Raw genomic sequence first — 24,877 nt, 5'->3', positions numbered from 1 at the left:
CCGGTCATCGGTGGGTCTACTTGGTGACTCCGTATGTGTTGATGAGCCAGTCCCTGTCGCCGAACAATTTATCCACTCCTTCCACGAGGTCTTCGATTCGCTTGCTCCTGTGTTGGTCGGTGGTGATTACATTCTCTGCCAATAAGAGGTCGATAATGGTCTGCCGCATCTTGCCCAGTTCGCCGGCGGATGTTCCCAGCTTCGCTTCCTCGATCGCGTATTCTGCTGCGGTGATATCGCTGTGCTTAATATTCCAGATGTCTTTTCCCTGGAGGGACCGGCCGATGACTTTTCTATCCTTTCTGGCCAGCCAGGCCCTGTTGGTGATCTCTGATCTGTTCGCCTCGCCAAGTTTTTTCAGCTCAAGATCGAGTTCCTTCGCCACCTGCTCGGGGGTGAGCGGCTTTTTCTTCTGTTTGATAATTTTCCCGCCTTGCAGTTGGCTGAGTTTCTTCAGCTTCTGCGCTGTCCGGTTGAGAAATCCCCGAATCGGGCTCGTGAGCCGGTTGGCTCCGGTCTGCACCAGTGGCCCGGATCGCAGCACGTCATCCGGACTCCGCTCGCCCAGCTCCACGAGCCTCAGTTCCGCCGCTGCCACCGCGAGCATGTAGTCACCCGTTCGCAACCCTTCCGCCATGGCTCTGGTGAGCGCAAATTGTGCGGGAAGTTGGCGACCATGTGGAAATGCCGCCATATCATCCACGTTGGCGAGAATTTGCAGACCGTGAGTACCGAGGCTGCTGCCCAGACCGGCCGCGCTGGAGGCATCCGCCATGGCGGAGTAGGGGCCCAGGTCGCCCGGTCCGGACTCGCTCTCGTGCGGGTGGACGACAATTTTCCCCGAGAGATCGCTGGCCGGTCCCTTGATCCGTGTGATGGAGATCGATCCGCTTGATCCTGTGTTGTACTGGTGTTCTTTTTCCTTGGGTGCTTTCTTGAAACCCTTGTCATTCTTCATCTGGAGATACGTGCTGAGGATTCCCTTTCCTCCTTCTGCTTCTCTGAGCGCGGACCTGATGTACTCCATGACGCGGCGTTCGAAGTCCTCCTCCCGCAATTCGCGTCCTTGCTCGATGGCGGGCAGCCGTGGGTTCAGGGCTGCTACGACGTCAAAGGATGACCCTTTCGTTCGCAGTAGATCGCTGAGCCCGTACCAGATTCGAGTGGCGGTGAGTACGCCGTGGAAGACCCTGTCCCTGACTCCGGAACCGAGCAGGGATGTCAGTCTGGGTTTGATTCGTGCGACGGTGCGTCGGAGTCTCTCCTCCTTGGACTCCCGTGCTCTTTCCTTTCTTGATCGGTCGTTCTGTCTCCTTTGCTCTTGATCCTGCTGCTTCTTCTTGTCGTCGAGCCAGCTGCTCCGTTTCTTCTCGAAGGTTCTGTGCAGCCTGGACGCACTGTTCTTCAACGCTTTGCCCGATGTGCTCTTGTTGAGCTTTCGCCCCAGTCCTCTCGCCGCATTTCGCGACCCTTTGAGTGCCGACGCGAGACGGGACTTCACTCGCTTGAGGGCAGCACTCAGTGGTGACCTCGACTTCCTTGGTCTCACCGGCTTGGGGCCGTCGATCTCCTTCCGCTTCACCGCCGCTCCGGGAGCGCTGCTCTTCTGGCCCGCGGCCATATCGCGTGAGGAGTTCCCGATGTGACCGGCGGACTTCACGGGTTCCTTCGGTGTCGCCGGCTTCTTCGGCCTCGGCGGTGACTTCGGCGGGGGGGACGGCTTCGCCCTGGGTCTCGGGGTCGCTGGTGGCCTGTTCAGTGCCCGGTGGGCCCTGCGCACCGCCTCGCGGGCGCGGTTGACGGCGGCGCCCGCCGCCTTTCTCGCGCCCCGGCCCGTCCTCCGCAGACCGTTCATGATCTTCTCGGACATCGCCCTGAGGCGCTTCCCGACACCTTTGGTCGCCGACTCCAGACGGATCATCAGGAAGTTGGTGAGGAAATCCAGCAGGGCGACGATCCCCGCCGCGACCGCCTCCGCGAAGAGGCAGGCCGCTGGCCCGGCCCGGACCGCCCTCAGATAGGCCCAGAACTTGCCGAAGGCCGTGAGGATGGAACTCAGGCTCTGCCAGGCCGCCATCAGCCCCTGGACGATCGTCAGAATCGCCCCGGCCGCCGGCACCAGCATCGAGACGACCTTCTCGATCACGAGCGAGGCGATCATCATCGGCAGCGAGGCGATGATCGCGTCCCACGCCATCCTCCCGATCTGCTTGACCGAGACACAGCCCTTCACCAGGACATCGATCACCGCCCTACCCAGCCCGAGAATCCCCTCCACCTTGGTGTCGAACCACCGCTTGACGCCCGTCTTGACCGCGCCCCACAGATGGTCCGTGATCCCCGCCTTCGCCGAGCCGCCCGCTTTCCGGAGCCAACCACCCGGGTCCGGGGCGATATCGGCGATCAGCGCCGCGAACTTCCCCAGCGCCGCGATCGCCGCCCGGGCGAACCTGATCGCTCCCAGGATCACCGCCTGATAGGCCTTGATGACGGCCTTGAGGCCCGCCTCCAGCACGTCCAGAAGCGTGTTCAGGCCTGCGGCCAGCGCGTCCAGCAGGGTGTTGACGGCCTTCTTCAGGCCGTCCGCCAGTTGGTCGACCGCGGCGATCGCCCGGTCCCGCAGTCCCTCGATGGCCTCGCGGAACCTGTCCCGCAGCTCCGGGAAGGCCGCGAGCAGCACATCGCCGATCGCGATCAGCACATCCGCCAGCAGATCGATCGCCTTGATCGCGAGGTCGCGGACGAAGTCGATCGCCTTGTTCGCCCACTCCTTGAAGGTATCGATGATCCCGTTGACGGCCCTGCGCGCCGCGTCGAAGACCGCGGTCACCGCCTCCAGGATCGCGTTGAAAGCGCTCTTCACCTTGTCGGCGACCCAGCCGAAGAAGCCTCCCGATGGCTTCTTCTCCTCCTTCTTCCGCTCCGCTTCCCGCTCGGCCTTCTCGCGCTCCGCGTCGATCCGCGCGTTGTCCGCGTTCTTGCGGTCGCCGACCTCCTTGTCCTTGTCGTCGCGGGCCTTGACGATCTCCTTGTTCCGGTCGGTGTGCTCCTTCTCCGCGTCCCGGTCCGCGTCCTCGGCCCTCCTGTCCTGCTCGGTGCGCCAGGACGCGCGCTCGCGCCGGGCCTCCTCGGCCGCCCGGCCGCGCTCGGACGCCTGCCGCTCCGCGTTCCGGGCGATCTCGCCGTCGATCCCGGTCCGCTTCTCCCGCTCGGCCCGCTGCTCGCCCTGCCGGTGTTCCCGCTCCTTCGTGCCCAGGTCGCCCTGGGCCTGCCCGGCCGCCGACCGCAGCTCCGGGCCGCGCTCCTGCTGGGCGACCGTGCCCACTCCCGGCTCGGCGGCGGACCCCGGCGCCGACGGCCCGCCCGCCCCTCCCGCGCGGCCCGCGGCCCTTCCGGTCAGCCGCTCCGGGGGCGCGTCCGGGAAGATCTGGTCCTCGCCCATCGGCTTGGCGGCGTCCTCGCGCCCCGTGCGCCGGAGTTCGGACTGCTTCTCGCGGAGCGCCTTCGCCTGCTCGTCGGTGCGCGTGGGGTCGCTCGCCCCCTCCAGCCTGATCTTCGGGGCCGGGCCCACCGTCTTGTCGCGCAGTTCGGGGTCGACCGTGGGCACCGCGTCCGCCGCCGCGTCGATGCTCCGCGCGTCCTCGGCGCTCAGCTCCGTGCCCGACGCCGGGACCGACGGCGCCGAAGTGCTGTCGGTGGGCCGCTGCCCCCGGGCCTTCTCGCCGCCCTTCGCCCGCTGCTTCCCGCCCTGGTCCTCGGGCCCGATCCGCTCGACCTTCCCGGACACCGGGGCGGCGGGCGCCGCCGCCCCGGGCGGACCCGATCGCGTACGGGGTGCGCCCGAGGGCCGCTCCCGCGTCGGCGGATCGGCCTCCAGCCGCCGCTGCTCCTCGCCGACCTTCCGGTCCGCCGCCCGTTCCACCCCCGGCATCGCGGCGGCGGCCACATCCGGGGCGAGGGCGCCCACGGTGGCGACGGCGGCCCCCGGTTCCCGCGCCGAGACATCGGGCGGCTCGGCCGGCTTCTCCTCGGCGGTCTCCCCGCCGCCCCCGCCCCCGCCGCAGCCGCCCTTCCCCTCGTCCTTCCCCTCGTCCTTCCCCTCGTTCTTCTCCGCCGACGGCTCCGGCGGGGCACAGCCACCGCCGTCCTTCTCCAGCGACGCCTCGGGTGCCGGGCTGCCGTGGCCGGCGCTGGGCTCACCGGCCGGACTCACCCCCGAACGGGCGGCCGACGGGGCCGCCCCCGGTCCCGCCGCCGCGGTGGGCCCCACCGGCTCGCGGCCGCCGACCGGAGAGCGGGCACTCGCCCCGGAACCGGTCTCCCCCGGGATACCGCTCCTCGGCGCGGGCGCCTCCCGCTCGGGCTTCGGGGGCTCCGCGTCACGCCCCGCGGCGGGGGAGGGGCCGCGGTCCTCGACCGGTTCCGGCCGGGGCTGCGCGCCCGCGGGGCGCGCCGGCGAGGCGGACGCGGATTCCGGCCGCTCCCCGGCGGCGTCCCGCGACGGCCGGGCGCCGGGCTCCTCCCGCTGTTCGTCCGGCTCTTCGTCCGGCTTCCGTTCGGTGTCCGCCGCGCCCGGCTCCCGGCGCTCGGGCTCCGGTTCCTGCCGCTCCCTGTCCACCGTCCCCGGATTGGGTCCGATCTCCTGGTCGACCGGTCGCTCGGCCCGGAGTTCGCGGACCCCGCGATCCCGGGCCTCCGCGACCGGCCCCCCTTCGGGCCGCGGAGCCTCACCCTCCACCGGACCCACGTCCTCGCCCGGTGCCCGCGCCTCGGGTCCCGGACCGTCCTCGTCCTCCTCCCGGGCCTCGCTCTCCCGCTGCCGCTCGATCCGCTCCGCCCGGGTCGGGGGCGGTGCGGGGAAAACGGGCAGCGGCGGGGGAGTGTCCCCCGGTGCCATCCCCTCCGCGGTCGGCACGGACGACAGATCCAGATCCGTCTCCGGCAGATAGTCCTCGGGCTTCAGCTCGACCTCGGCCGCCGCGCCGGGAGCCGTCCGCACCCCGCCCGCGCCCGCGCCCCCGCCCTCCCCGCCGCCGATCTCGTCCCCCGCCCCCGGCTCCAGCCCCAGTGGCCTCTCCGCCTCCAGCGGTTCGCCCGCGGCCTCGTCCTTCTCGTGCAGGCCGTGCTCCGAGAGGGCGCTGTCCGGCTGTTCCGCGCGCTCGTCCACCCGTTCCGGGCGTACGGGCCCGGGGCGGGGCTCCGCCTTCGGGGCGAGGGGCTCGGGGCGGGAGCCGGCGGCCGGGCGGGTCGCGCTGTCCCGGCGTTCGCGCTCGTCGGCCCCGGGAGTGCCCGGCCGGTCCCCGTCCTCCTCCGCCCGCCCGGCGGTCTCCCGCTGTCCCCGGGCCCGCTCATCCGAGACCTCGTCGCCCCGCGCCCGGGAGCCCGCCTGCTTCTCCTCCTCCTGCCGCTGTTCCTCATCGGACCGCTCCCGGGACCGGGCGCGCTCGTCCTCCTGCTCGGTGCGCCGGGCCGCCTCGGCGCCCTCGTACTCCGCGTCCGAGCGCGCCCGGCTCCGCTCGGACGCCTGCCGCTCGTCCCGGGCCCCGGCGTCCCCGCGTTCCTCGCGGGCGTCCTCGTCGCGCCGGTCGGCAAAGGCGCGGCCGGCGGTCCGCTCGCGGCGCCGGCGGACCCGTTCGACCCCCAGCTCCTCCAGGAGGTCGGTCTCCGGCTCCGGCACCCCGGCCGGCTGGAGCCCGAGCGGACCGGTGTCCGCAGCCCGGTCCGCCAGGTCGAGAAGACGGTCGTACTCGGGGGTGAGCAGCCGGTGCTCCAGGGCGCCCAGCACCGAGTCCTGCAACCGGGGCGAGAACTGGGCCAGTCGCAGCCGCACCCGGCCCGACAGATCCGCCGGGTCGCCGCGCAGTGAGCGCAGCACCCCGTTGGCCAGCCGGTCCACCAGCGTCGCCGGATCGAGCCGCTCCGCACGGGTGCGGTCCGCGTCCACCGTCGCGTACCGCAGCCACCCCGGCGTGGCCCGCCCCGGAGCGACCGCCTCCGGGGCGGCCTCCGGCTCCCCGGACCGTACGAGCCCGAGCGCCGCCGACTCCGCCTCGCGCTCCACCTCCTGCTGGGGCAGGCTCACCGCCCCCAGGTCCCGCCCGGCCCGCAGGGCACCCAGACCGTCCGGGTTCTGGACCGTGTGCAGCAACTCATGCGCCAGCAGCCGCAGTCCGTCCGCCGTGCCCGGCCGGTAGGCGCCCTCACGGAAGAAGATCTCCGCGCCCACCGCGACCGCGTCGGCGCCCAGCAACTCGGTGAGCGCGCCCGCGTCCCGGTCCGTGTGCAGCCGCACCCGGCTCAGATCGTGGCCGAGCCGCTCCTCCAGCTCCCTCCGCACGCCGGTGTCGAGGGGCTGGCCCGCGCCGCTGACGATGTTCTTCGGCTCCGGTGCCCGGGAGGCGGCCCGCTCCCGGAGCCTGCGCCGGCGCTCGGCGCGGGCGGACCGGTCGTCCCGCGCGGCGGCGGGCGGCGCGCTCATCGCGGGTCACCCCGCGGGCCGGGGAGGCCCGACGGGTCCGGGGGAGCCGGGAGTTCCGAGAGCCCCGAGAGCCCCGAGTGCACCGCGCGCGCCAGCGCCTCGCCCAGCCGCGCGGGGGACGCCGTCGCGGGCAGCGGCGGCAGACCCGACAGGGCCTCCAGCGCCCGGTCCCCGTCCCCCGCGAGCGGGACCCCCCGCTCCCGTACCAGCCGGGACAGCTCCCGCTGGAACGCCTCCGACACCCGCTCCGGGTCCAGCCGCCCGAAACCGCCGAGCACCAGCGTGCCGATCTCCACCCGGACCTCGGCCCGTGGCGCGCGCGGAACCTCGTTCAGACCCATCCGTGGACCTCCGAGGGGGTCAGGGAGCGGTCCAGCTTCAGATACTCGGTGCGCGCCGCCTCCAGCATGTGCCGCATCTGGAGCCGGTCGCCCTCCTCCGCCGCGAGGAACGCGCCCGACAGCGCGATATTGCGGATCGAGCCGCCCGCCACGGTCAGCCGGGCCAGCAGCCCGCAGTCGATCCCCTTCACCGGGGCCCGCGCGGGCAGCACCCGGCGCCAGATCTCCGCCCGTTCGCCCTCCCCGGGGAACGGGAAATCGACGACGAAGCGGATACGCCGCAGAAAGGCGGTGTCCAGCGCCTGCTTCATATTGGTCGTCAGGACGGCGAGCCCCCGGTACGCCTCCATCCGCATCAGCAGATAGCTGACCTCCAGATTGGCGTACCGGTCATGGCTGTCCCTGACCTCACTGCGCTTGCCGAACAGGGCGTCCGCCTCGTCGAACAGCAGCAGCGCGCCCCCGCGTTCGGCCGCGTCGAAGACCCGGCGCAGATTCTTCTCGGTCTCACCGATGTACTTGCTGACCACCTGGGACAGGTCGATGACGAAGAGATCCAGCCCCAGCTCCCGCGCCATCACCTCGGCGGCGAGCGTCTTTCCCGTGCCCGAGCCGCCCGCGAACAGCGCGGTGACCCCGAGGCCGCGCCGCAGCGTCGCCGCGAAACCCCACTCCTGGTAGACGGTGGCGCGCCGCCGCACATGCGCCACGATCTCGCGGAGAATCCGCGACTGCCGCCCGGCCAGCACCAGATCGTCCCAGGACGCGCGCGGTTCGATCCTGCGGCCCAGCTCGTCCATGCCCACCCGGGCCTCCGCGAGACCGGCCCGCCACGCCAGAGCGGCCGGGTCCGGCTCCGCGGCGCCGGGCAGATCCCGGGCGACGGCCGCGCCGGCGGCGCGGATCAGATGCGGTGGCAGCGAGAACTGCGCCACCAGGTCCTTGAGCTGCCGCCGGGACATCTCCGGTACGGCGGCGAAGGCGTCCTCCCACACCCCGAGCTGCTCCTCGGGGCCGAGGTCCGGCACGGTCACCCGCTCACCGCGCGGGCGCCCGGTCCGCCGGGGGCCGGGGCTCGACACGACGAGGGGCACGGCGGCGCTCTCGACGAACGCGTCCGTCGCCGCGGCCCGGTCGCGCTCCAGGTCGTCGCCGGCCTCCACCAGCAGGGCGGCGGGCAGCAGAATCGCCTCCCGCTGCCACAGCCGGGTCAGCCGGTCGCGCTCGGCGGGGTCGGCGGGGAGGTCGTCGGCGGCCATCGCGTACAGCCCGAGGCCGCAGCGGCGCGCGGCGTCGGCGGCGATGTCGGCGCGTGAGCGCAGATCCCCGCCGACCAGCTCCACCCGGAGCGGGGCACGCCCCCCGGACCCCTGCCAGCCCGCCGCGACCCGGCCCGCCGCGTCCTCGTACGAGGAGGGGAGCGAGGGCGGCGGCACCGTGCGCCGCAGCAGTCCGTGCAGCCGGGCGTCCAGATAAGGGGAGCCGGCCAGAAAGTGCAGGACGCGCTCGTCGAGCCGGAGCCGCGAGGTGGTGAGCCGGGACTCGTCGTCCAGCTCGATCAGCCGCCAGCGGCGCAGCGGGCCGACCGGGGTCAGGGCGCTCCAGTGCGGATCGGGGAGCGCGGCGAGGGCGAGCGAGAAGGTGGCGTGCGTCCGCTCCGGGTGCCCGCTCGCCGCCGCGCACCGCCCGCCCGCGGTGGGCTCCAGCTCCACGGCGGCGGTGAGCAGGACGATCCCGCACTCGAAGGGTGTCAGACCGAAACAGGAGGCGAGGGCGGCGAGCGTGCCGGGAACGGGGGGCTCCGCCACCGGCCCGGCGGCCCCGGCCGCTCGCGCGCCCGCTGAGCCCGGCTTCCGTGCCTTGGGGGAGGGTCCGCCGTCGGCCGCTGCCCCCGGTGCGGCGCCTGCCGTTTCTGCGGTCGCACCGGCCCCGGCCGCTCGCGCGCTCGGTGAGCCCGGCTCCCGTGCCTTGGGGGAGGGCCTGCCGCCGGCCGCTGCCCCCGGTGCGGCCTCTGCCGTCTCTGCGGTCGCACCTGCCCCGGCCCCCGGCGCACGGCCTGCCCCGGCCACCCCGCCCCCGCCCCCGCGCCCGCCGCCGGGCCCGGTCGCCCCGGTGGACGGCCGCCCCGCTTCCCGCCCGGCGGGCCCGCCGGGCCGGGGGCCGGTTCCGCCGGATTCCCCCGCTGTCCGCGCGCCGGGCTCCCCGGCGTCCCCGGGCGCGCCCGCACCCTCCGCCGTACCGCCGCCCGCGCGGGACGCGTGCGCGTCCACCCGGGCGAGCACCGCCGCGATCGCGGCGGACAGCGCGCCGCCGTCCGCCGTGCCCGCCCCCGTGTCGCGCATCGCGCCTCAGCTCTCCTTGCCGTCCGCGGCGCCCGGTCCGGTGGCCCGGCGGGACCGGGACCTGGACGGGGACGGGGACCGGCGGGCCGTCTTCTTCGCGGGGGGCGGGGCGGCGGCCCGCCCCCGGGCGCGCGCGGGAACAGACGCGGGAGCCGGAGCGGGCGGCGGATCGGCGGGGGAGCCCGTCGGCACCGGGGCACCGGGGGATCCGAACGGCAGCGCCCGTACCGTGCGGTGCTCCACCGGCTTCGCCGGGGCGGGCCGTTCGCGGCCCTCGATCAGCACCAGGGTCGCCTGGTACGCCACCGACAGGGTGTACGGCGTCTGGTGGAGCATCCCCCACAGCTTCGACGTCTCGTCGACGTCCATCACCGTGGGCGTGAACCGCACCCGCTGCGCCGACCGGCCCAGATCGCTGCCCGCCAGATGGGGCCGCTCCGCCGCCAGTTCGATCAACTCCCTCGGCAGCACCGGGATCTCGTGCAGGGTGCGCACCACGCACCCGATGAGCCGCTGCCCGACCAGCTCCGCCTCCTCCCCGTACGCGCTGATCAGATAGTGCAGATCCAGCGGCGCCGACGGCCGGTTGACCAGAGTGCCGTCCGCCGTCCGGGTGGGCAGGTCGTGGTGGCGCAGGGAGGCGTTCGGCGCGACCTGGTAGAGGAAGACATTGACGGTCGGCTCGGCGGGCGGCTCGGCCGGGGGCCTGCGGGTCTCCACCTTCACCGCGATGTCCATCTCGGGCCCCAGATTGCTCTCGATCAGCAGGGCCAGCGCCTGGGTGACCGTCGCGACCGCGAGGGCGTTGCTCATGGCCTCTCCCGCCCCTCGCCGCGCGCCAGATAGTCGTCGAGCGTCAGCGCGGGCGCGCGCCGCCCGGGGTGGCCGGCGCGGTCACCGGAGAGGCGGCCCGCGCCCGGCGGCGGTGCCGCGCTCACCTCCAGCCGGTCGATCCGGATGTGCACCACGGGCTCGGCGGGGCGGGGAGCGCGCCGTCCGGTGCCGCCCGGCGGTGCGGCGCGGCCCGCCGGGACACCGCCGGTGCGCGTACGGAGAGGCAGGGCGGCCCGGGCGGCCACGGGCACCGCGACGGGCACCGGTGGCGCGGGGGCGGGTGGCCGCGCTCCGGCGGACGGGCCGGGAGCGCCGCGCCGCCGCGCGGGGACGGGCTCGTCCGGGGGCCCCGGCGCCCGCTCACCCGCGGCCGGCGCCGGGGAGGGCTCCGCGGCCACGGTGCGGAACGGTGCCCGGCGGCCGGCCTCCTCGGCGTCCGGGGGCAGGGCCGCCTCCGTGCGGACGACGGTGAGCCGCTCCGTCCGCACCTCGCCCCCGGCCGGGAGCGGCTGCTCCGGCCCGGCCGGAGCGGGCGGCGGTCCGGCGGGAACCAGGGACGCGGGCTCGTCCGGCGCGGGCGGAGCCGACCGCACCGCCTCGGCCCGCTCGAAGGGCCCGGGCAGCCGGGGCCGCACCCGGACCGCGTCCCGGGGCGCGCCCCTCGGGGTGTACCGGGCGAGCAGCCGGTCGAAGTAGTCAGCCATCCGCGCACAGCTCCAGATAGTGGCGCCGCCGCAGCGGGCTGAGCGCCAGGATCTCCGGCTCGCTCCACCCGTAGGCGGAGGCGAGCAGATGGACATCGAGCAGCAGATCCCGCGCCCAGTGGTCGAGTTCGGCCCAGAGGAAGGAGGAGATGTCCAGCTCGGCCGGGGTGCTCGCGCCGCACTCGGGGCAGGTCACCCGCAGGGTCGCCCCGGCCGCCGGGTCGGCCTCCTCGGCGGCCTCGGCGAGCCGCCGCCCCACCTCCGGCGGCAGCTCGGCGGCCAGCCGCTCCGGGGCCAGGGCCACCCCGCCCCGTACCGCCGACACGGTGCAGCGGGCCAGCAGCAGCCGGCGGGCGCCCGCCGGGTCGGGCGCCGCTCCCGCCGCCGCGAGATCGGCCGGAGTGGGCAGCCGGAACTCGATGCTCCACTCGCCTTCCGTCACCCGCAGCGGCCCTCGCCGCACCGGCGCGGCGGCGCCCGGCGGCCCGGTGCCGAGGTCGAACTCCATCGCCTCGCCGCAGCCGCCGCACTCGGCGCGCACCCGCATGCGCTCCCCGAACAGCGCGCGGCGCAGCGCGAACAGATCGGCCTCCCGCTCGCCCACGGGCGCCGACAGCAGTTCGCCGTCGGCGGCGCCGGGGCGGGCCGCCCGGTGCAGCAGCCGGGAACGCTCCTCCGGAGGGTGCCCGAGCCCCGCCTCCCAGGCGGCGAGGAGCTGCGCGGGACCCGTGGGCGTCACCGCCGGGACCCCGGGCGTCCGCTCCGGCCCGCGAGTGGTGTTCACGCCGGGTGGGTGAACGAGGGCTCGGCCGGCTCCTCCACCTCGTAGTCGCGCTCCCAGCCCTCGCATTCGAGCTTCACGCTCTGGATCGCGACCGCGTTGGCGTTGGCGTCCAGCTCGCCGAGGACCTGGTACTCACTCACCCAGGCCCGGTACAGCCGGTGCGAGACGGCCACCTGGCCGGCCTCGTTGAGGACCTGGATGATGATGTCCTTCCGGAAGTCCCGCAGCGAGACCTCCGAACCGAGCCCCGCGCCGACCTGCCAGACCTTGTTGGCCCAGCGGTCGAACTCCGGATCGTGGGTGACCCCGCGCTCCAGGGTGACCCCCTCGAACTCCGAGCGGCCGGGGGACTTCCGGGGTGAACTGGGGTCCCCGCCGTTGCGGTGCTTGACCACCTCGGTGGTGCGCTTGAGCGGACTGATCTTGCTGACGCCGGCAACGGTCCGGCCGTCCCACAGGACCAGGAACTTGAAATTCTTGTAGGGGTCGAAACGGTGGGCGTTGACCTGGAACTCGGCCATCTGATTCCTTCGTCATCCTCTTCCGTCGGTCAGGACTGGGCGGACTCCGCGGCGACCTGCTGAATCCGTACGATGACGAACTCCGCGGGTCTGACCGGTGCGATTCCGACCACGACATTGACGACCCCGCGTTCGATGTCATCGGGGGTCGTTGTATTTCTGTCGCACTGGACGAAGTAGGCCTCGCGGGGTGTGCCGCCCTTGAAAGCGCCCTGCCGGAAGAGATTGTTGAGATACGAGGAGGCATTGAGCCGGATCTGCTGCCACAGCTGTTCGCCGTTGGGTTCGAACACCACCCAGCGCAGACCCCGGTGGAGGCTCTCCTCGATATGGAGCGCGAGCCGGCGCACCGGCACGTACGCCCATGCGCTGTCGAGGCCGTCGGCGCCCCTGAGGGTGCGCGCCCCCCACACCAGGGGTCCCGCCACCGGGAAGGAGCGCAGACAGTTCACCCCCAGCGGGTTGAGCTGTCCGTTCTCCCGGTCGGTGAGGGAGACGCTCAGCGAGCGGACCCCGGTGAGCCGTGCGTCGGTGCCGGCCGGGGCCTTCCACACCCCGCGTTCGCCGTCCGTGCGGGCGATGACGCCGGCGACGGCACCCGACGGCGGGAAGTCGCGCAGCCGGCCGGTGAGCGGGTCGGTCAGCCGCACCTGCGGGAAGTACAGCGCCGCGTGGTCGCTGCGCACGGAGTCGAAGGCGCCGATCCCGGCCCGTGCCGCGTCCACGCTGCCCCAGGCCGCGGGCGCGTCCACGAGCTGGAAGATCCGCCGGTCCCGGCAGAGCTGGTCGGCGGCGGAGACCACGGTGAGGATGTCGTCGACGGACTCGTACCCCGCGAGTTCGGGGAGCGCGAGCAGACCGATGTCCTCGGCGTCCCGCAGCGCCTGGACGCCGGTCCTGCCCGCCTCGCTGCCGATGAGGTCGGCGGGCCCCGGCGGCTCGCCGTCCCGGCCGCCGGTGAGCGGGAGGACGGGCGGGTTGACGGAGCCCTCCAGGCCCAGGTCGTTGGCGCACTCCCCGACGAAACGCACCACGTCGCCGGGGTCGGTGGACCCGGCGACGACCTGGAGGCGCCGGCCGAAGGCGGTGACCTCGGCGCCCGCGTACGCGTGATGGCCCGGGGCGTCGGGCAGGGCGCGCAGCTTCCGCTCCAGCAGCAGGGCGAGTTCGGTGACGGTGGACGGCGGCTCGCCGTCCTCGGCGGGGTCGTGGAGGGTGAACTCGCGCTCCACCTCGCCGATCTTGACCACCAGGTCGACTCCCGTGTCGGGGAGGGGGTCGGCGAAGGGCTTGGAGACCGTCCCCGAGGGGTCGGGACGGCCCTCGTCGAGCGCCTCGACCCGGACCAGCGCGGAGCCCGCGTTGACGACCGTCTCCACGAAGCGGGCGTGCCCGGTCTCCATCGACAGACCGGTGAAGGTCTCGCCGGGGCCGCCGTGCGCGTCGAGGACGCGCAGATCGAAGGTCTTGTCCGGGGTGGGGGTGTCGTGGCCGACGGCGACCCGCAGCCCCGAGCCACAGGCGCCGGGCTCCTTGGCGCGCACCGCCAGCACCGGGCACTCGCTGTGCCCCTCGGTGGAGCCGAGGGTGACATGGGCCGCCTCGCCGGTGCCGGCCCTGGTCACCCGGACGATCACCGCGACGGCGCCGCCGTTGCCGAAGAACTGGTGGACCGCGTGACCGACGGCGCCGCGGGCGGTGAGCCCGCCGAAGCGGCGCTCGAAGTCGGCGAAACCGGTGACCCGGACGGGCCGGTTGAGCGGGCCCCTGCGGGTGTGCCCCACGAACGCGGCCACCGAGGTGCTGACCGAGGCGATGGTACGGACGCTGCTGGGAAGTTCTTCGATGTACACACCGGGATAACCCATGTGCGTAGGCATTCCCCCTCCATTCCCTCCGCGCACCAAGAGATGGGGAGGGATGGTGAAGAGATTGAACGCAATTCTCGAATGCAGGTTGCGGGCTCTTCGAAGATCCCAACGCCACACGCCCCGCGCGATATCGGTTTCGCCGGGCCATCGGCTTGCGTGTGTGCCTGTGGCTCCTGATGCATGAGTTCCTCTGCGAGTCTCTGCCCGTATCCCGTTACCGGTCAAGATGACGTTTCGGACAAGCCATTGATCATTTCCCGCGTATGTCTGTGGCAGGTGTCTCGTCTGGTCAGGAACGTGCAACAGGACGAATAGGGAGGTGAATTCACCGGTGCTTCACAGGAGAACTGGCCACGGCGCGGAGAATGCGCCGAACGGCGCCGGGAACGGACCGGAGCCTTGCGCCCCGCCGGTGGTCCGTGCGGGGGCGCGGGCTCCGCCGGCTCCCCGGCGCTCCGCGCCCTCGCGCGCCGTGGGGGCGTCCCGCCCGGCCCGCCGCCGCCCCGGAGCGCCGCTGACCCGTCGCGGCGGACGCGCCGGACCCCGCTCCGGGCGTCGATGGACCGCGCACCGGCGCGGGGGAGGCGGCCACCCGGGTCGGTGCGCGGCCTCCGGGGGGGGGCGTGCCTCCGGGCCCGGGCTCAGCCCAGGACCCGTACCGGCTCCCCGGCGAGATACGCCGCGATGTCCTCGACCGCCTGCCCGAAGTACCCCTCGTAGTTGCGCCGGGTCACATACCCCAGATGCGGCAGGGCCAGGAAGTTGGGTGCCGAGCGCAGCGGATCGGCCGCGTCCAGCGGCTCCGTCTCGAACACATCCGAGCCCGCCCCCGCGATCCAGCCCTCGCGCAGCGCCCGCAGCAGCGCCTCCTGGTCGACGATCGCCGCGCGGGAGGTGTTGACCAGATACGCGCCGGCGCGCATCCGCCGCAGCTCGGCCTCGCCCACCAGCCCCCGGGTGCGGTCGCTCAGCACCAGATGCACCGAGACGAAGTCGCTGGTCTCCAGCAGCTCCTCCTTGGTGGCCACCGCCACCGCCCCGTGCTCGGAGGCCCGCTCCGGGGTGAGGTTCCGGCTCCAGGCCGCCACCTCCATCCCGAAGGCGGCTCCGACCCGGGCCACCCGCCCGCCGATCCGCCCCAGGCCCAGCAGGCCGAGGCGCCGCCCGTGCAGATCGGCTCCCAGGGTCTGCTGCCAGGGACCGCCCGTCCGCAGCGCGCTGTTCTCCGGCACCACCTGACGGGCGAGCCCCAGGATCAGGGCCCAGGTCAGCTCGGCGGGCGGCTCGGAGCTGCTGGCCGTGCCGCAGACCGTGACCCCGTGCCGGGCCGCGGCCTCCAGATCGATGGAGGCGTTGCGCATACCGGAGGTGATCAGCAGCCGCAGCCGGGGCAGCCGGGCGAACAACTCCTCCGGAAAGGGCGTCCGTTCCCGCATGACGACCAGGATCTCGCAGTGGCCGACGGCGTCGACGAGGGCGTCCCGCGAGGTGAAGTGGGTCGGGAGGAACCGTGTCGTGACCCGGGGGGCGAGCCCGTCCCAGTCGGCCAGGGAGTGGGCGACACCCTGATAGTCGTCCAGTACGGCGCAGTGCAGCCCGGTCACGCTTACCCCCACAGTCACTCGGATGACGCGGAGCCTAGTACAGCGCCCGCCCCGTGTCCCGGAGCGGACGGGCGGCAGTGATCGCGGGAAAACCTTGACCTCAAGTTTGGTTGAGGTCATAGCGTTCCTTCTGAGCCCCTGGCCACCCGGCCGGCGGGCACCCGACGCCGGCCCACTACCCCCCTCCGGAGACACTTCTCATGGACATGGAAGTCACCGCGTGGTCATCGCTGCACAGTTCGATGAACGCCCAGCAGGACCGGCGGCCCTTCTCCCGGGCGACCCTCCGCCGCATCGCCTCCTTCGCCCGGCCGCACCGCCGCAACCTCGGCTTCTTCCTGCTGCTCAGCGTCCTCGCCGCACTGCTCGCGGTGGCGACACCGATCCTCGCCGGCCGGGTCGTCGACGCGATCGTCCAGGGCGGGCAGACGGGCACGGTCACCCGGATCGCCCTGCTGATAGCCGTCATCGCCGTCGCCGAGGCGGGACTCGGGCTGCTCATCCGCTGGCTGTCGTCCAGCCTCGGTGAAGGGCTGATCCTCGACCTCCGCACCACGGTCTTCGACCATGTCCAGCGGATGCCGGTCGCCTTCTTCACCCGCACCCGCACCGGCGCGCTCGTCAGCCGGCTCAACAACGACGTGCTCGGCGCACAGCGGGCCTTCAGCAACACCCTCTCCGGAGTCGTCTCCAGCTTCGTCGCCCTGGTGCTGACCCTCGTGGTGATGCTCAGCATCTCCTGGCAGATCACCGTGCTCGCCCTCGCGCTGCTTCCGGTCTTCATCATCCCCGCCCGGATGCTGGGCTCCAAGATGGCGGCGATGACCCGCGAGGGCGCCCGCCACGACGCGGCCATGAGCACCCAGATGACCGAACGCTTCTCCGCGCCCGGCGCCACGCTCGTCAAGCTCTTCGGGCGTCCCTCCGACGAGTCGGACGAGTTCGCCGCCCGCGCCCGCCGGGTGCGCGACATCGGTGTCCGTATCGCCATGGCCCAGTCCGCCTTCATCACCGCCCTCACCCTCGTCTCCGCGCTGGCCCTCGCCCTCGTCTACGGACTCGGCGGCCACTACGCCGAACTCGGCAGCCTCGAACCCGGAGCCGTCGTCGCCCTCGCGCTGCTCATCACCCGGCTGTACGCCCCGCTGACCTCGCTGGCCGGCGCCCGGGTCGAGGTGATGAGCGCCCTGGTGAGCTTCGAGAGGGTCTTCGAGATCCTCGATCTGCCCCCGCTGATCGCCGAGCGGCCCGACGCCCGCGAGGTGCCCGAAGGACCGGTGTCGGTGGAGTTCGACGGGGTCACCTTCGCCTACCCGTCGGCGGACAGGGTCTCCCTCGCCTCCCTGGAGGACGTGGCCACCCTCGATCCGCGCGAGGGCGGCACCGTGCTCCACGATGTCTCCTTCCGCGCCGAACCCGGCCGGATGGTGGCCCTCGTCGGCTCCTCCGGAGCGGGCAAGTCCACCATCGCGCAACTGCTGCCGAGGCTGTACGACACCGACTCCGGCGCGGTACGGCTGAACGGCGTCGACGTCCGCGACCTGAGCGCACAGTCCATTCGCGAGACCCTCGGCATGGTCACCCAGGACGGGCACCTCTTCCACGAGTCGGTCCGCGCCAATCTGCTCCTCGCCCGCCCCGACGCCGGCGAGGACGACATCTGGGACGCCCTGCGCCGCTCGCGCCTCGACGGCCTGGTGGCCTCGCTGCCCGACGGCCTCGACACCGTCGTCGGCGAGCGCGGCTACCGGCTCTCCGGCGGTGAGCGGCAGCGGCTGACCATCGCCCGGCTGCTGCTGGCCCGCCAGCGGGTGGTGATCCTCGACGAGGCCACCGCCCACCTGGACTCCACCTCGGAGGCGGCGGTGCAGGAGGCGCTGGCCGAGGCGCTGGAGGGCCGTACCGCCGTGGTGATCGCCCACCGGCTGTCGACCGTACGGGCCGCCGATCTCATCCTGGTCGTCGAGGAGGGACGGATCGTGGAACGCGGCACCCACACCGAACTGCTCGCCGCGCACGGACGGTACGAGCAGCTCTACCGCACCCAGTTCGAGCGCCCCGGCGCGGAGGAGAGCCAGCAGCCGGTCGGCTGACGCACCACGGACCGGGGAGGACCGGGGAGCTGAGGGCGGGGCGGGGCGGGGTCCGGTACGGGAAGACTGTGCCGGGCCCCGCGCCGCCGCGTCCCGGTGTGCGGCATGCCGGATGCCGTGGGGCCGGGTGCCGTGGGGCCGGGTGCCGTGGGGTCGGGTGTCGCGGGGCGGGCTCCGTTGGGGCGGAACCGGTTGCGGGGGCTCCGGTCCTCCCGTCCGGTTTCCGTGCCGTATGCCGTATGCCGTATGCCGTGGGCGGGCTCCGTTGGGGCGGGTCCTGTCGCGGGGGCGCCGGCCTCCGGTCCGGTTTCTCCGGCGCGGTGGCCGCCCTTCGGCCCGGAGCCCTCGCTCCGGGGGCCGCGCTTCGGTCCGGGCGGGCTCTCCGGGTCCGGGCCCGGAGCCTCCGGGCCCGGGCGCTCCGGCGAGGGTGGCCCCCACCCGCGCCCACCCCCGGCCCCACCTCCACCCCCGGATAAATCTCCGGCGCTCGTACAACTGTTGCCCCGGCCGGAGAGTCTCCTCTGTACTCCCGTCCTCGAACAGCCACGGCACGACCGAGGCGAATCCGGCACCCCGGGTGCCCCGTGCCTCCGGTCCGCCACCCCCACGCGGCCCTGCCCGGACGGGCGACCAGACAGCCGCGGGTCCCACCGGGCCCCGCTCGGAGCAGGAGCCCCGCATGCGCATGCGCAGAAACCTCCGCCTCGTCCTCGCGACAGCGACAGCCGCCGCGCTGACCGGTGGACTGCTCACCCTTTCGGCGGGTGCCGCCGCCACCGCCGCCCCCGCCAAGCACGCCGACGACTTCAACGGCGACGGCCACCGCGACTTCGCGGTCGGCGGCAACGGCTCGGTCACCGTGACCTACGGCACCGCCAAGGGCCCCGGCACCACGACCAGGACCTTCACCCAGAACAGCCCCGGCATCCCCGGCCCCGCCGGTGACACCGGCGGCTACCGCGACCAGTTCGGCAACGCCCTGGCGACCGGCGACTTCAACCGCGACGGCTACGCCGACCTCGCCGTGGGCGACCGCACCGAAGCCGTGGGCAACGCCTACGAGCGCGGCGCGGTCACCCTGATATGGGGCTCCAGGTCCGGCCTGGGCTCCGCCGCCGCCCGCATCCCCACCCTCGGCGGCTACACCCCCGAGCGGTTCGGCAACGCCCTGGCGACCGGCGACTTCGACGGCGACGGCAGGCTCGACCTCGCCGCGTCCGACACCCACGCCGTCTACATCTACCGGGGCGGCTTCGGCACGTCCGGCACCACCGGAAGGATCACCCGCCACTCCCCGGCGAGCAGCGCCCACTACATCGAACCGGGCGGACTCGTCGCCGGGCAGGTCACCAAGGACAAGGCCACCGACCTCTACGTCCTCGGCCAGGGGTACGACGAGACCCTGCGGAGCGACACCGCCGCGGCCTGGTTCCTGCGCGGCGGCTCCACCGTCAAGCCGGGCGCGCTCACCGTCTACAACACCTCCTTCACCCCGTTCTTCGGCGTCCAGGGCGTCATCGCGGACTTCGACAAGGACGGCTACGGGGACCTCGCCGTCGGCGACCGCACCTACCGGAAGAGCGCCGGAGCCGTCTCCGTGGTGCGCGGCGGCGGCAACGGGCCGACCACCACCCGGCGGCTCACCCAGTCCACCGACGGCATCGTCACCGGCGCCACCGCGGGCGACCGCTTCGGCCAGGTGCTCTCGGCCGGCGACACCAACCGCGACGGCTACCCGGACCTCGCGGTCGGTGTCCCCGGCGAGCGGGCCGGCACCGCCGGATCAGCGGGCGGTGCGCACATCCTGCGCGGCGGGAAGAAGGGTCTCACCGGTACCGGCTCCCAGTGGTTCACCCGCCAGACCGCGGGCGTCCCCGGCAGCGCCGCCGCCGGTGCGGAGCTGGGCCAGGACGTGCGGCTGCGCGACCTCGACCGCGACGGGGACGCCGATCTGCTGATGTCCGACCGGGGGAGGAAGAGCCTTCTGCTCCCCGGCGGGCGCGGCGGCATCACCGCCACGTCCGTCCGTGAACTGCCCCTGCGCGCGAGCTTCCCGCAGTAGCCGCGACCCCCTCGGGCACCCGCCCCAGCACCCGCCCCAGCACCCTCCGAGCGCCGTGGCCGGCGCGCCCCGCCGGCCATGGCGCTCGGCCGTGCCCCGGCGCCACCGGCGCCCGCACAGCCGCTCCGGCGCACGCCCGGCGTACAGACGTACGAGGCCAACGCCCGTTCATTGCGCCAGCATTGCGGCCGTGTGGAGATCCCGGCCGGAGCCTTCCGCGTTCGATTTTCCGGTCGTTACGTTGCCCGTGAACGGCAACCCCGAGCGGCTGCCGGCAGCTCCCGGGCAGCTCCCGAGCGGTTCCGGGGCACCCTCACCCTCGTCCGAAGGAAGCGCCATGAGCCAGCCCATCGACTCGGTGACCGCGGGTCACACCCCCGACGAACCCGCCACGGCACCCCGGACGGGCTGGTCCTTCGAGACCAAGCAGGTCCACGCGGGCACCAGCCCGGACCCCACCACCGGCGCCCGCGCGGTGCCGATCTACCAGACCACCTCCTTCGTCTTCCGCGACACCCAGCACGCCGCCGACCTCTTCTCCCTCGCCGAGCCCGGCAACATCTACACCCGTATCCACAACCCCACCCAGGACGCCTTCGAACAGCGGGTCGCGGCCCTGGAGGGCGGGGTCGCGGCGGTCGCCCTCGCGTCGGGGCAGGCCGCGGAGACCCTCGCCATCCTGACCGTGGCGAGCGCCGGCGACCACATCGTCTCCAGCGCCTCCCTCTACGGCGGGACCTACAACCTCTTCCGGCACACCCTCCCCAAGTTCGGCATCGAGGTCTCCTTCGTCGACGACCCGGACGACCTGGACGCCTGGCGCGCCGCCATCCGTCCCACCACCAAGGCCCTCTTCGCGGAGACCCTCGGCAACCCGCGGGGCAACGTCCTCGACGTCCGGGGGGTCGCCGACGTCGCCCACGCCGCGGGCGTCCCGCTGATCGCGGACAACACCGTCCCCACGCCGTATCTGCTCCGGCCCATCGAGCACGGCGCCGACATCGTGGTCCACTCGGCGACCAAGTTCCTCGGGGGCCACGGCACCACCCTCGGCGGTGTCGTGGTGGACGGCGGCACCTTCGACTTCGGCGCCCACAGCGAGCGCTTCCCCGACTTCAGCGCCCCCGACCCCAGCTACCACGGACTGCGGTACTGGCCCGCGCTCGGACCCGGCGCGTTCGCCGTCAAGCTGCGGGTGCAGCTGCTGCGCGACCTCGGCCCCGCCATCGCGCCGCACTCCGCCTTCCTGCTCCTCCAGGGCGTCGAGACGCTCAGTCTGCGCATCCAGCGGCACTCCGCCAACGCGCAGGAGCTGGCCGAGTGGCTGGAGCAGCGGGACGAGGTCGCGGCGGTGCACTACCCCGGGCTCCCCGGCAACCGCTGGTACGACGCGGCGCGGCGCTACCTCCCCGGCGGCTCGGGCGCGGTCCTCGCCTTCGAGCTGCGCGACGGCGCGGAGGCCGGGAAGAAGTTCGTCGACGCCGTCGAGCTCTTCAGCCATCTGGCCAACATCGGCGATGTCCGCAGCCTGATCATCCACCCGGCGTCCACCACGCACAGCCAGCTCGACGCCGAGCAGCTCGCCGCGACCGGCACCGCCCCCGGCCTGGTCCGGCTCTCCGTCGGCATCGAGAACATCGCCGACCTCAAGGCCGACCTGGAGAGCGGGTTCCGCGCGGCCAAGGCCGCCTCCTGAACACCCGTACCGAACCGGTGGGTCCGACGGCCGCGCCGCCGCCCGCCACCGGCGCCTGGCAGGAGGGCGACCCTCCCGGGCGCCGGCGGTGGGCGGCGCGGACCGGGCCGCTGCCGCTGGAGGCGGGCGGGGAACTGCCCGCCGTCCGGCTGGCCTACGAGACGTGGGGGAGGCGGGCGGCCGACGGCTCCAACGCGGTGCTCGTCCTGCACGCGCTGACCGGGGACAGCCATGTCACCGGTCCCGCGGAGCCCGGTCATCCCACCCCCGGCTGGTGGCAGGGGCTGATCGGGCCGGGCCGGGCCCTGGACACCGACCGCTGGTTCGTCGTCGCTCCGAATGTGCTCGGCGGCTGCCAGGGCAGCACCGGACCGTCCTCCCGCCGGCCCGACGGGCGCCGCTGGGGGAGTGCCTTCCCCTTTCTGACCACGCGTGACCAGGTCGCGGCCGAGGCGCACCTCGCCGATCTGCTGGGCATCGACCGCTGGGCCCTGGTGATCGGCGGCTCGATGGGCGGGATGCGGGCCCTGGAGTGGGCGGTGGCCCACCCCCTGCGCACCGAGGCGCTGCTGCTGCTCGCCTGCCCCGCGGCCACCAGCGCCGAGCAGATCGCCTGGTCCGCCGTGCAGCTGCACGCCATCCGCTCGGACCGCAACTGGCGGGGCGGCGACTACCACGACGCGGCCCCCGGGGAGGGCCCGCACCGGGGGCTCGGCCTGGCCCGGCGGCTCGCCCATGTCACCTACCGCAGCGAGGCCGAGCTGGCCGCCCGCTTCCACCGTGCCGCCCAGGGGACGGAGGACCCCTGGCGGGGCGGCAGATATCAGGTCGAGTCCTATCTCGACCACCACGCGGCCAAGCTGGTCCGCCGCTTCGACGCGGGCAGCTATGTGGTGCTGACCGAGGCGATGAACAGCCATGACATCGGGCGCGGCCGAGGGGGTACGGCAGCCGCGCTGCGCCGGGTCCGCGCCCGCACCCTGGTGGCGGCGATCGACTCCGACCGGCTCTATCCGCCGGCCCAGCAGCACGAGCTGGCGGCGGGCATCCCCGGTGCGGACGGAGTGCGCGTCATCGAATCCCCGTACGGCCACGACGGATTCCTCATCGAGGCCGGGCAGGTGGCCGCGCTCGTGCGCGAGCTGGCCGGGGAGTGAGCCGCCCGCCCGGCGTCCCGTGCGCGGCGCGTGGGCGGGCGGTTCGGTCCGTGGAAGCCCCCGGCACCCACCCGTCCACGTGTTCGACAGAAGAAACGATTCCTCCCCGCACCCTGCGGTGACAATTTAGGCAAGGCTCACCTAATATGAGCATCGATGACTTCGGGTCCCCCACTCCGACAAGTCCGGCTTTTGCTTTGCGCACGTCCATGCCCTGGACACCCTCCCGCACTCTCGCGTGCCCGCTCTTCCCGAAGGAGACATGCAGCGCATGTCCATGCCCCGTAGAACCCGTCTGGCCACCGTCGTGGCGCTCGCCGCCGTCTCTCTCGGCTCCGGTGCCGTCGCCGCCCCCGCCTTCGCGGCGGCCCCCGCGGCCCTCGCCGCCGCCGACGCCCCGGCCGCCGCCCAGGCGGGTGGCAGCGCCACCGCGGCCTCCCCGATCCTGGCCACCGGCCAGGTCGGCTGGGCCTTCAAGACGTCCTGGTTCAACTATGTGACCAAGATGGCGAAGGGCACCGTCACCGCGGGCGACGGCGCGACCCAGGCCGCCGGCGGAGTCATCGGCTACCCCGTCCGCCACGGCGCGGTGAACCCGGCGGGCCTCGACGCCGATGTCCTCTTCTCCGGCTCCGTCACCTACGCGGCTCCCGACCACGACATCATCGGGATCACCCTCTCCAAGCCCCGCGTCGTCCTCAAGGACGGCAAGGGCACCCTCACCATGGATGTCCGCAGCGAGCTGAAGGGCGAGGCGCCCGTCACCACCACCGCGGTCCCCTTCGCCGACCTGAAGGCCACCGCCGGCGCCCTGGACGGCTCCCGGATCAACTGGAAGAACATCACCGCCACCCTCACCGCCGAGGGTGCCAAGACCTTCGCGTTCGAGGGCCGGGAGATGTACCCCGCCGGGACGGCCCTGGACGACGCCGCCATCTCCGGCACGGTCACCGTGCCCACCCTGACCGTCAGCAACGTCTCCGGCCTGGGCGCCGAGACCGAGGTCACGGTGAACGGCAGCGGCTACCGCCCCGGTCGCGGTGTCTACCTCGCCCAGACCGTGGCCCTCCCCGGCACCACGTACCCCAGCAAGTTCGGCAACGCCGCCTACATACGCAAGGTCGCCGACGACGGCACCTTCACCGCCACCCTGAAGCTCACCGAGACCTTCACCCCGGCCGGCGGCGTGGCCACCCCCGCGATCGACTGCCGCACCACCGCCTGCTTCGTGGCCAGCTTCAACTCCCACGACGGCGCGGACGCCACCTGGATGGCCTCCCGTGCCCAGGACGTCGCCCGCTCCCTGCACTTCGGCGCACTCAAGGTCACCGGCGAGCCCGCCGACCGCAAGGTCCGCTCGGGTGCCAAGGCCACCTTCACCGCCACCGCCTCCGGCGCCGATAGCGTCCAGTGGGAGCGCAGCACCAACAAGGGCACCACCTGGACCGCCATCCCCGGCGCCACCGGCACCACCCTCTCGGTCGCGGCCACCAGGGCCCTGAACGACTCCCGCTACCGCGCCGTCTTCACCAACGGCGCCGGCTCGGTGACCACCACGGACGCCACCCTCGCCGTCACCACCGTGCCCAGCCGCATCACCGGCCTCAACGCCGCCCCGGAGCCGGTCGCCAAGGGCGACAAGGTCACCGTCACCGGCACCCTCCAGGCCGTCGGAGCCTCGGACGAGACCTGGCGCGCGCTTCCCAAGAGCCCCCTCGTGGTCGAGTTCCGCGCCAAGGGCGCCAAGACCTGGGCCAAGGCCGCCACCGCGACCTCCGACACCAAGGGCGCCTTCTCCGCCAAGGCCACCGCGGCCAAGGACGGCGACTGGCGCGCCCGCTACACCGGCACCACCGAGCGCGGCTGGGCCAACAGCGGCACCGACTACGTGGACGTCAAGCTGCGCACCGAGGTCAAGGGCTTCAACGCCTCCCCGGAGCCGGTCCGCAAGGGCAAGCAGCTCAAGGTGAACGGCACCCTGCGCACCCTCGACGGCACGTGGGCGGGCACCGGGAGCCACAGTGTGACGATCTGGTTCAAGGCCAACGGCGCCAAGAGCTGGAGCAAGCAGGCCACCGCCCGCACCAACGGCAAGGGCGACTTCTGGAAGTACTTCACCGCCAAGCAGGACGGCAACTGGAAGGCCGTCTTCGACGCCACCTCCAGCCGTCTGGGCAGCAGCAGCGGCAGCGACCACGTCGACGTGCGCTGACGCTCCGGTGCCGGCCCCGCCCCCACGCCGGGGGGCTGGGCCGGCACCGCTGTTCCCCGCCGCCCCAGCCGCGACGCGGGTCCGATTCCGCTCCGGCCCCTATGCCCACTCCTACTCCCGCTCCTACTCCCACTCCCGCTCCTACTCCCACTCCCGCTGCGACTTCGGCTCCGGCGCA

At 73.5% G+C, this 24,877-nt stretch carries 14 protein-coding genes; 5 read left to right on the top strand and 9 right to left on the bottom strand.

The window, feature by feature from the left end; genetic code table 11:
• Positions 1-16: 16 nt before the first annotated feature.
• The 9 genes from ABT122_RS13385 to ABT122_RS13345 form a co-directional block, all read right to left on the bottom strand.
• Complete coding sequence (locus ABT122_RS13385; protein WP_351549979.1) at positions 17-6,478, bottom strand: eCIS core domain-containing protein; 6,462 nt, start codon at positions 6,476-6,478, stop codon at positions 17-19.
• Positions 6,475-6,819, bottom strand: a complete 345-nt coding sequence (locus ABT122_RS13380) for a hypothetical protein (RefSeq protein WP_351549976.1) — start codon at positions 6,817-6,819, stop codon at positions 6,475-6,477. Before ABT122_RS13380 ends, ABT122_RS13385 begins: the two co-directional genes overlap by 4 nt.
• Positions 6,810-8,627 carry an ATP-binding protein gene (locus tag ABT122_RS13375; RefSeq protein ID WP_502976138.1) on the bottom strand — a complete coding sequence of 606 codons (1,818 nt, stop codon included), beginning with the start codon at positions 8,625-8,627 and terminating at the stop codon, positions 6,810-6,812. Before ABT122_RS13375 ends, ABT122_RS13380 begins: the two co-directional genes overlap by 10 nt.
• Before the next feature lie 540 nt (positions 8,628-9,167).
• On the bottom strand, positions 9,168-9,974 hold the full coding sequence (locus ABT122_RS13370) for a Pvc16 family protein (RefSeq protein ID WP_351549970.1): 807 nt from the start codon (positions 9,972-9,974) through the stop codon (positions 9,168-9,170).
• Positions 9,971-10,699 carry a hypothetical protein gene (locus tag ABT122_RS13365; protein ID WP_351549968.1) on the bottom strand — a complete coding sequence of 243 codons (729 nt, stop codon included), beginning with the start codon at positions 10,697-10,699 and terminating at the stop codon, positions 9,971-9,973. The genes ABT122_RS13370 and ABT122_RS13365 overlap by 4 nt, the downstream gene beginning before the upstream one ends.
• Positions 10,692-11,438, bottom strand: coding sequence for a hypothetical protein (locus tag ABT122_RS13360; protein WP_351550072.1), 747 nt, complete (start codon positions 11,436-11,438; stop codon positions 10,692-10,694). The genes ABT122_RS13365 and ABT122_RS13360 overlap by 8 nt, the downstream gene beginning before the upstream one ends.
• Positions 11,439-11,479: 41 nt before the next feature.
• On the bottom strand, positions 11,480-12,004 hold the full coding sequence (locus ABT122_RS13355) for a phage tail protein (RefSeq protein ID WP_351549965.1): 525 nt from the start codon (positions 12,002-12,004) through the stop codon (positions 11,480-11,482).
• 29 nt (positions 12,005-12,033) lie between these two features.
• Positions 12,034-13,884, bottom strand: coding sequence for a phage tail sheath C-terminal domain-containing protein (locus ABT122_RS13350; RefSeq protein WP_351549962.1), 1,851 nt, complete (start codon positions 13,882-13,884; stop codon positions 12,034-12,036).
• A 632-nt stretch (positions 13,885-14,516) separates the two neighbouring features.
• The gene (locus ABT122_RS13345) at positions 14,517-15,497 is read right to left on the bottom strand and encodes a D-2-hydroxyacid dehydrogenase family protein (protein ID WP_351549959.1); all 981 of its coding nucleotides are present in this window, start codon (positions 15,495-15,497) and stop codon (positions 14,517-14,519) included.
• Positions 15,498-15,679: 182 nt separating this feature from the next.
• Here ABT122_RS13345 and ABT122_RS13340 point away from each other — a divergent pair, with 182 nt between their 5' ends.
• The 5 genes from ABT122_RS13340 (at position 15,680) to ABT122_RS13320 (ending at position 24,699) form a co-directional block, all read left to right on the top strand.
• Entirely contained in the window at positions 15,680-17,572 is a 1,893-nt protein-coding gene (locus ABT122_RS13340) for an ABC transporter ATP-binding protein (RefSeq protein WP_351549957.1), read from the top strand.
• Between the two features lie 679 nt (positions 17,573-18,251).
• The gene (locus ABT122_RS13335) at positions 18,252-19,634 is read left to right on the top strand and encodes an FG-GAP and VCBS repeat-containing protein (RefSeq protein ID WP_351549954.1); all 1,383 of its coding nucleotides are present in this window, start codon (positions 18,252-18,254) and stop codon (positions 19,632-19,634) included.
• A gap of 337 nt (positions 19,635-19,971) precedes the next feature.
• Positions 19,972-21,330, top strand: a complete 1,359-nt coding sequence (locus ABT122_RS13330) for a bifunctional o-acetylhomoserine/o-acetylserine sulfhydrylase (RefSeq protein WP_351549951.1) — start codon at positions 19,972-19,974, stop codon at positions 21,328-21,330.
• 17 nt (positions 21,331-21,347) lie between these two features.
• Complete coding sequence (metX, locus tag ABT122_RS13325; protein ID WP_351549948.1) at positions 21,348-22,487, top strand: homoserine O-acetyltransferase MetX; 1,140 nt, start codon at positions 21,348-21,350, stop codon at positions 22,485-22,487.
• A 271-nt stretch (positions 22,488-22,758) separates the two neighbouring features.
• Positions 22,759-24,699 (top strand): HtaA domain-containing protein, encoded by a 1,941-nt coding sequence (locus tag ABT122_RS13320; protein ID WP_351549945.1) that lies wholly within the window; start codon positions 22,759-22,761, stop codon positions 24,697-24,699.
• Positions 24,700-24,877: the final 178 nt, after the last annotated feature.

This window comes from Streptomyces sp. NPDC001985 (genome assembly GCF_040296845.1).
Taxonomy (GTDB): Bacteria; Actinomycetota; Actinomycetes; order Streptomycetales; family Streptomycetaceae; genus Streptomyces.
The sequence above is the reverse complement of the archived record's forward strand: the minus strand, read 5'-3'. Positions and strand labels throughout refer to the sequence as shown.

Bases quoted from the DNA above. Each gene is read 5' to 3' on its own strand.
- ABT122_RS13385 (WP_351549979.1), bottom strand. From the start codon at position 6,478: ATGAGCGCGCCGCCCGCCGCCGCGCGGGACGACCGGTCCGCCCGCGCC.
- ABT122_RS13380 (WP_351549976.1), bottom strand. From the start codon at position 6,819: ATGGGTCTGAACGAGGTTCCGCGCGCGCCACGGGCCGAGGTCCGGGTG.
- ABT122_RS13370 (WP_351549970.1), bottom strand. From the start codon at position 9,974: ATGAGCAACGCCCTCGCGGTCGCGACGGTCACCCAGGCGCTGGCCCTG.
- ABT122_RS13365 (WP_351549968.1), bottom strand. From the start codon at position 10,699: ATGGCTGACTACTTCGACCGGCTGCTCGCCCGGTACACCCCGAGGGGC.
- ABT122_RS13355 (WP_351549965.1), bottom strand. From the start codon at position 12,004: ATGGCCGAGTTCCAGGTCAACGCCCACCGTTTCGACCCCTACAAGAAT.
- ABT122_RS13350 (WP_351549962.1), bottom strand. From the start codon at position 13,884: ATGCCTACGCACATGGGTTATCCCGGTGTGTACATCGAAGAACTTCCC.
- ABT122_RS13340 (WP_351549957.1), top strand. From the start codon at position 15,680: ATGGACATGGAAGTCACCGCGTGGTCATCGCTGCACAGTTCGATGAAC.
- ABT122_RS13335 (WP_351549954.1), top strand. From the start codon at position 18,252: ATGCGCATGCGCAGAAACCTCCGCCTCGTCCTCGCGACAGCGACAGCC.
- ABT122_RS13330 (WP_351549951.1), top strand. From the start codon at position 19,972: ATGAGCCAGCCCATCGACTCGGTGACCGCGGGTCACACCCCCGACGAA.
- ABT122_RS13320 (WP_351549945.1), top strand. From the start codon at position 22,759: ATGTCCATGCCCCGTAGAACCCGTCTGGCCACCGTCGTGGCGCTCGCC.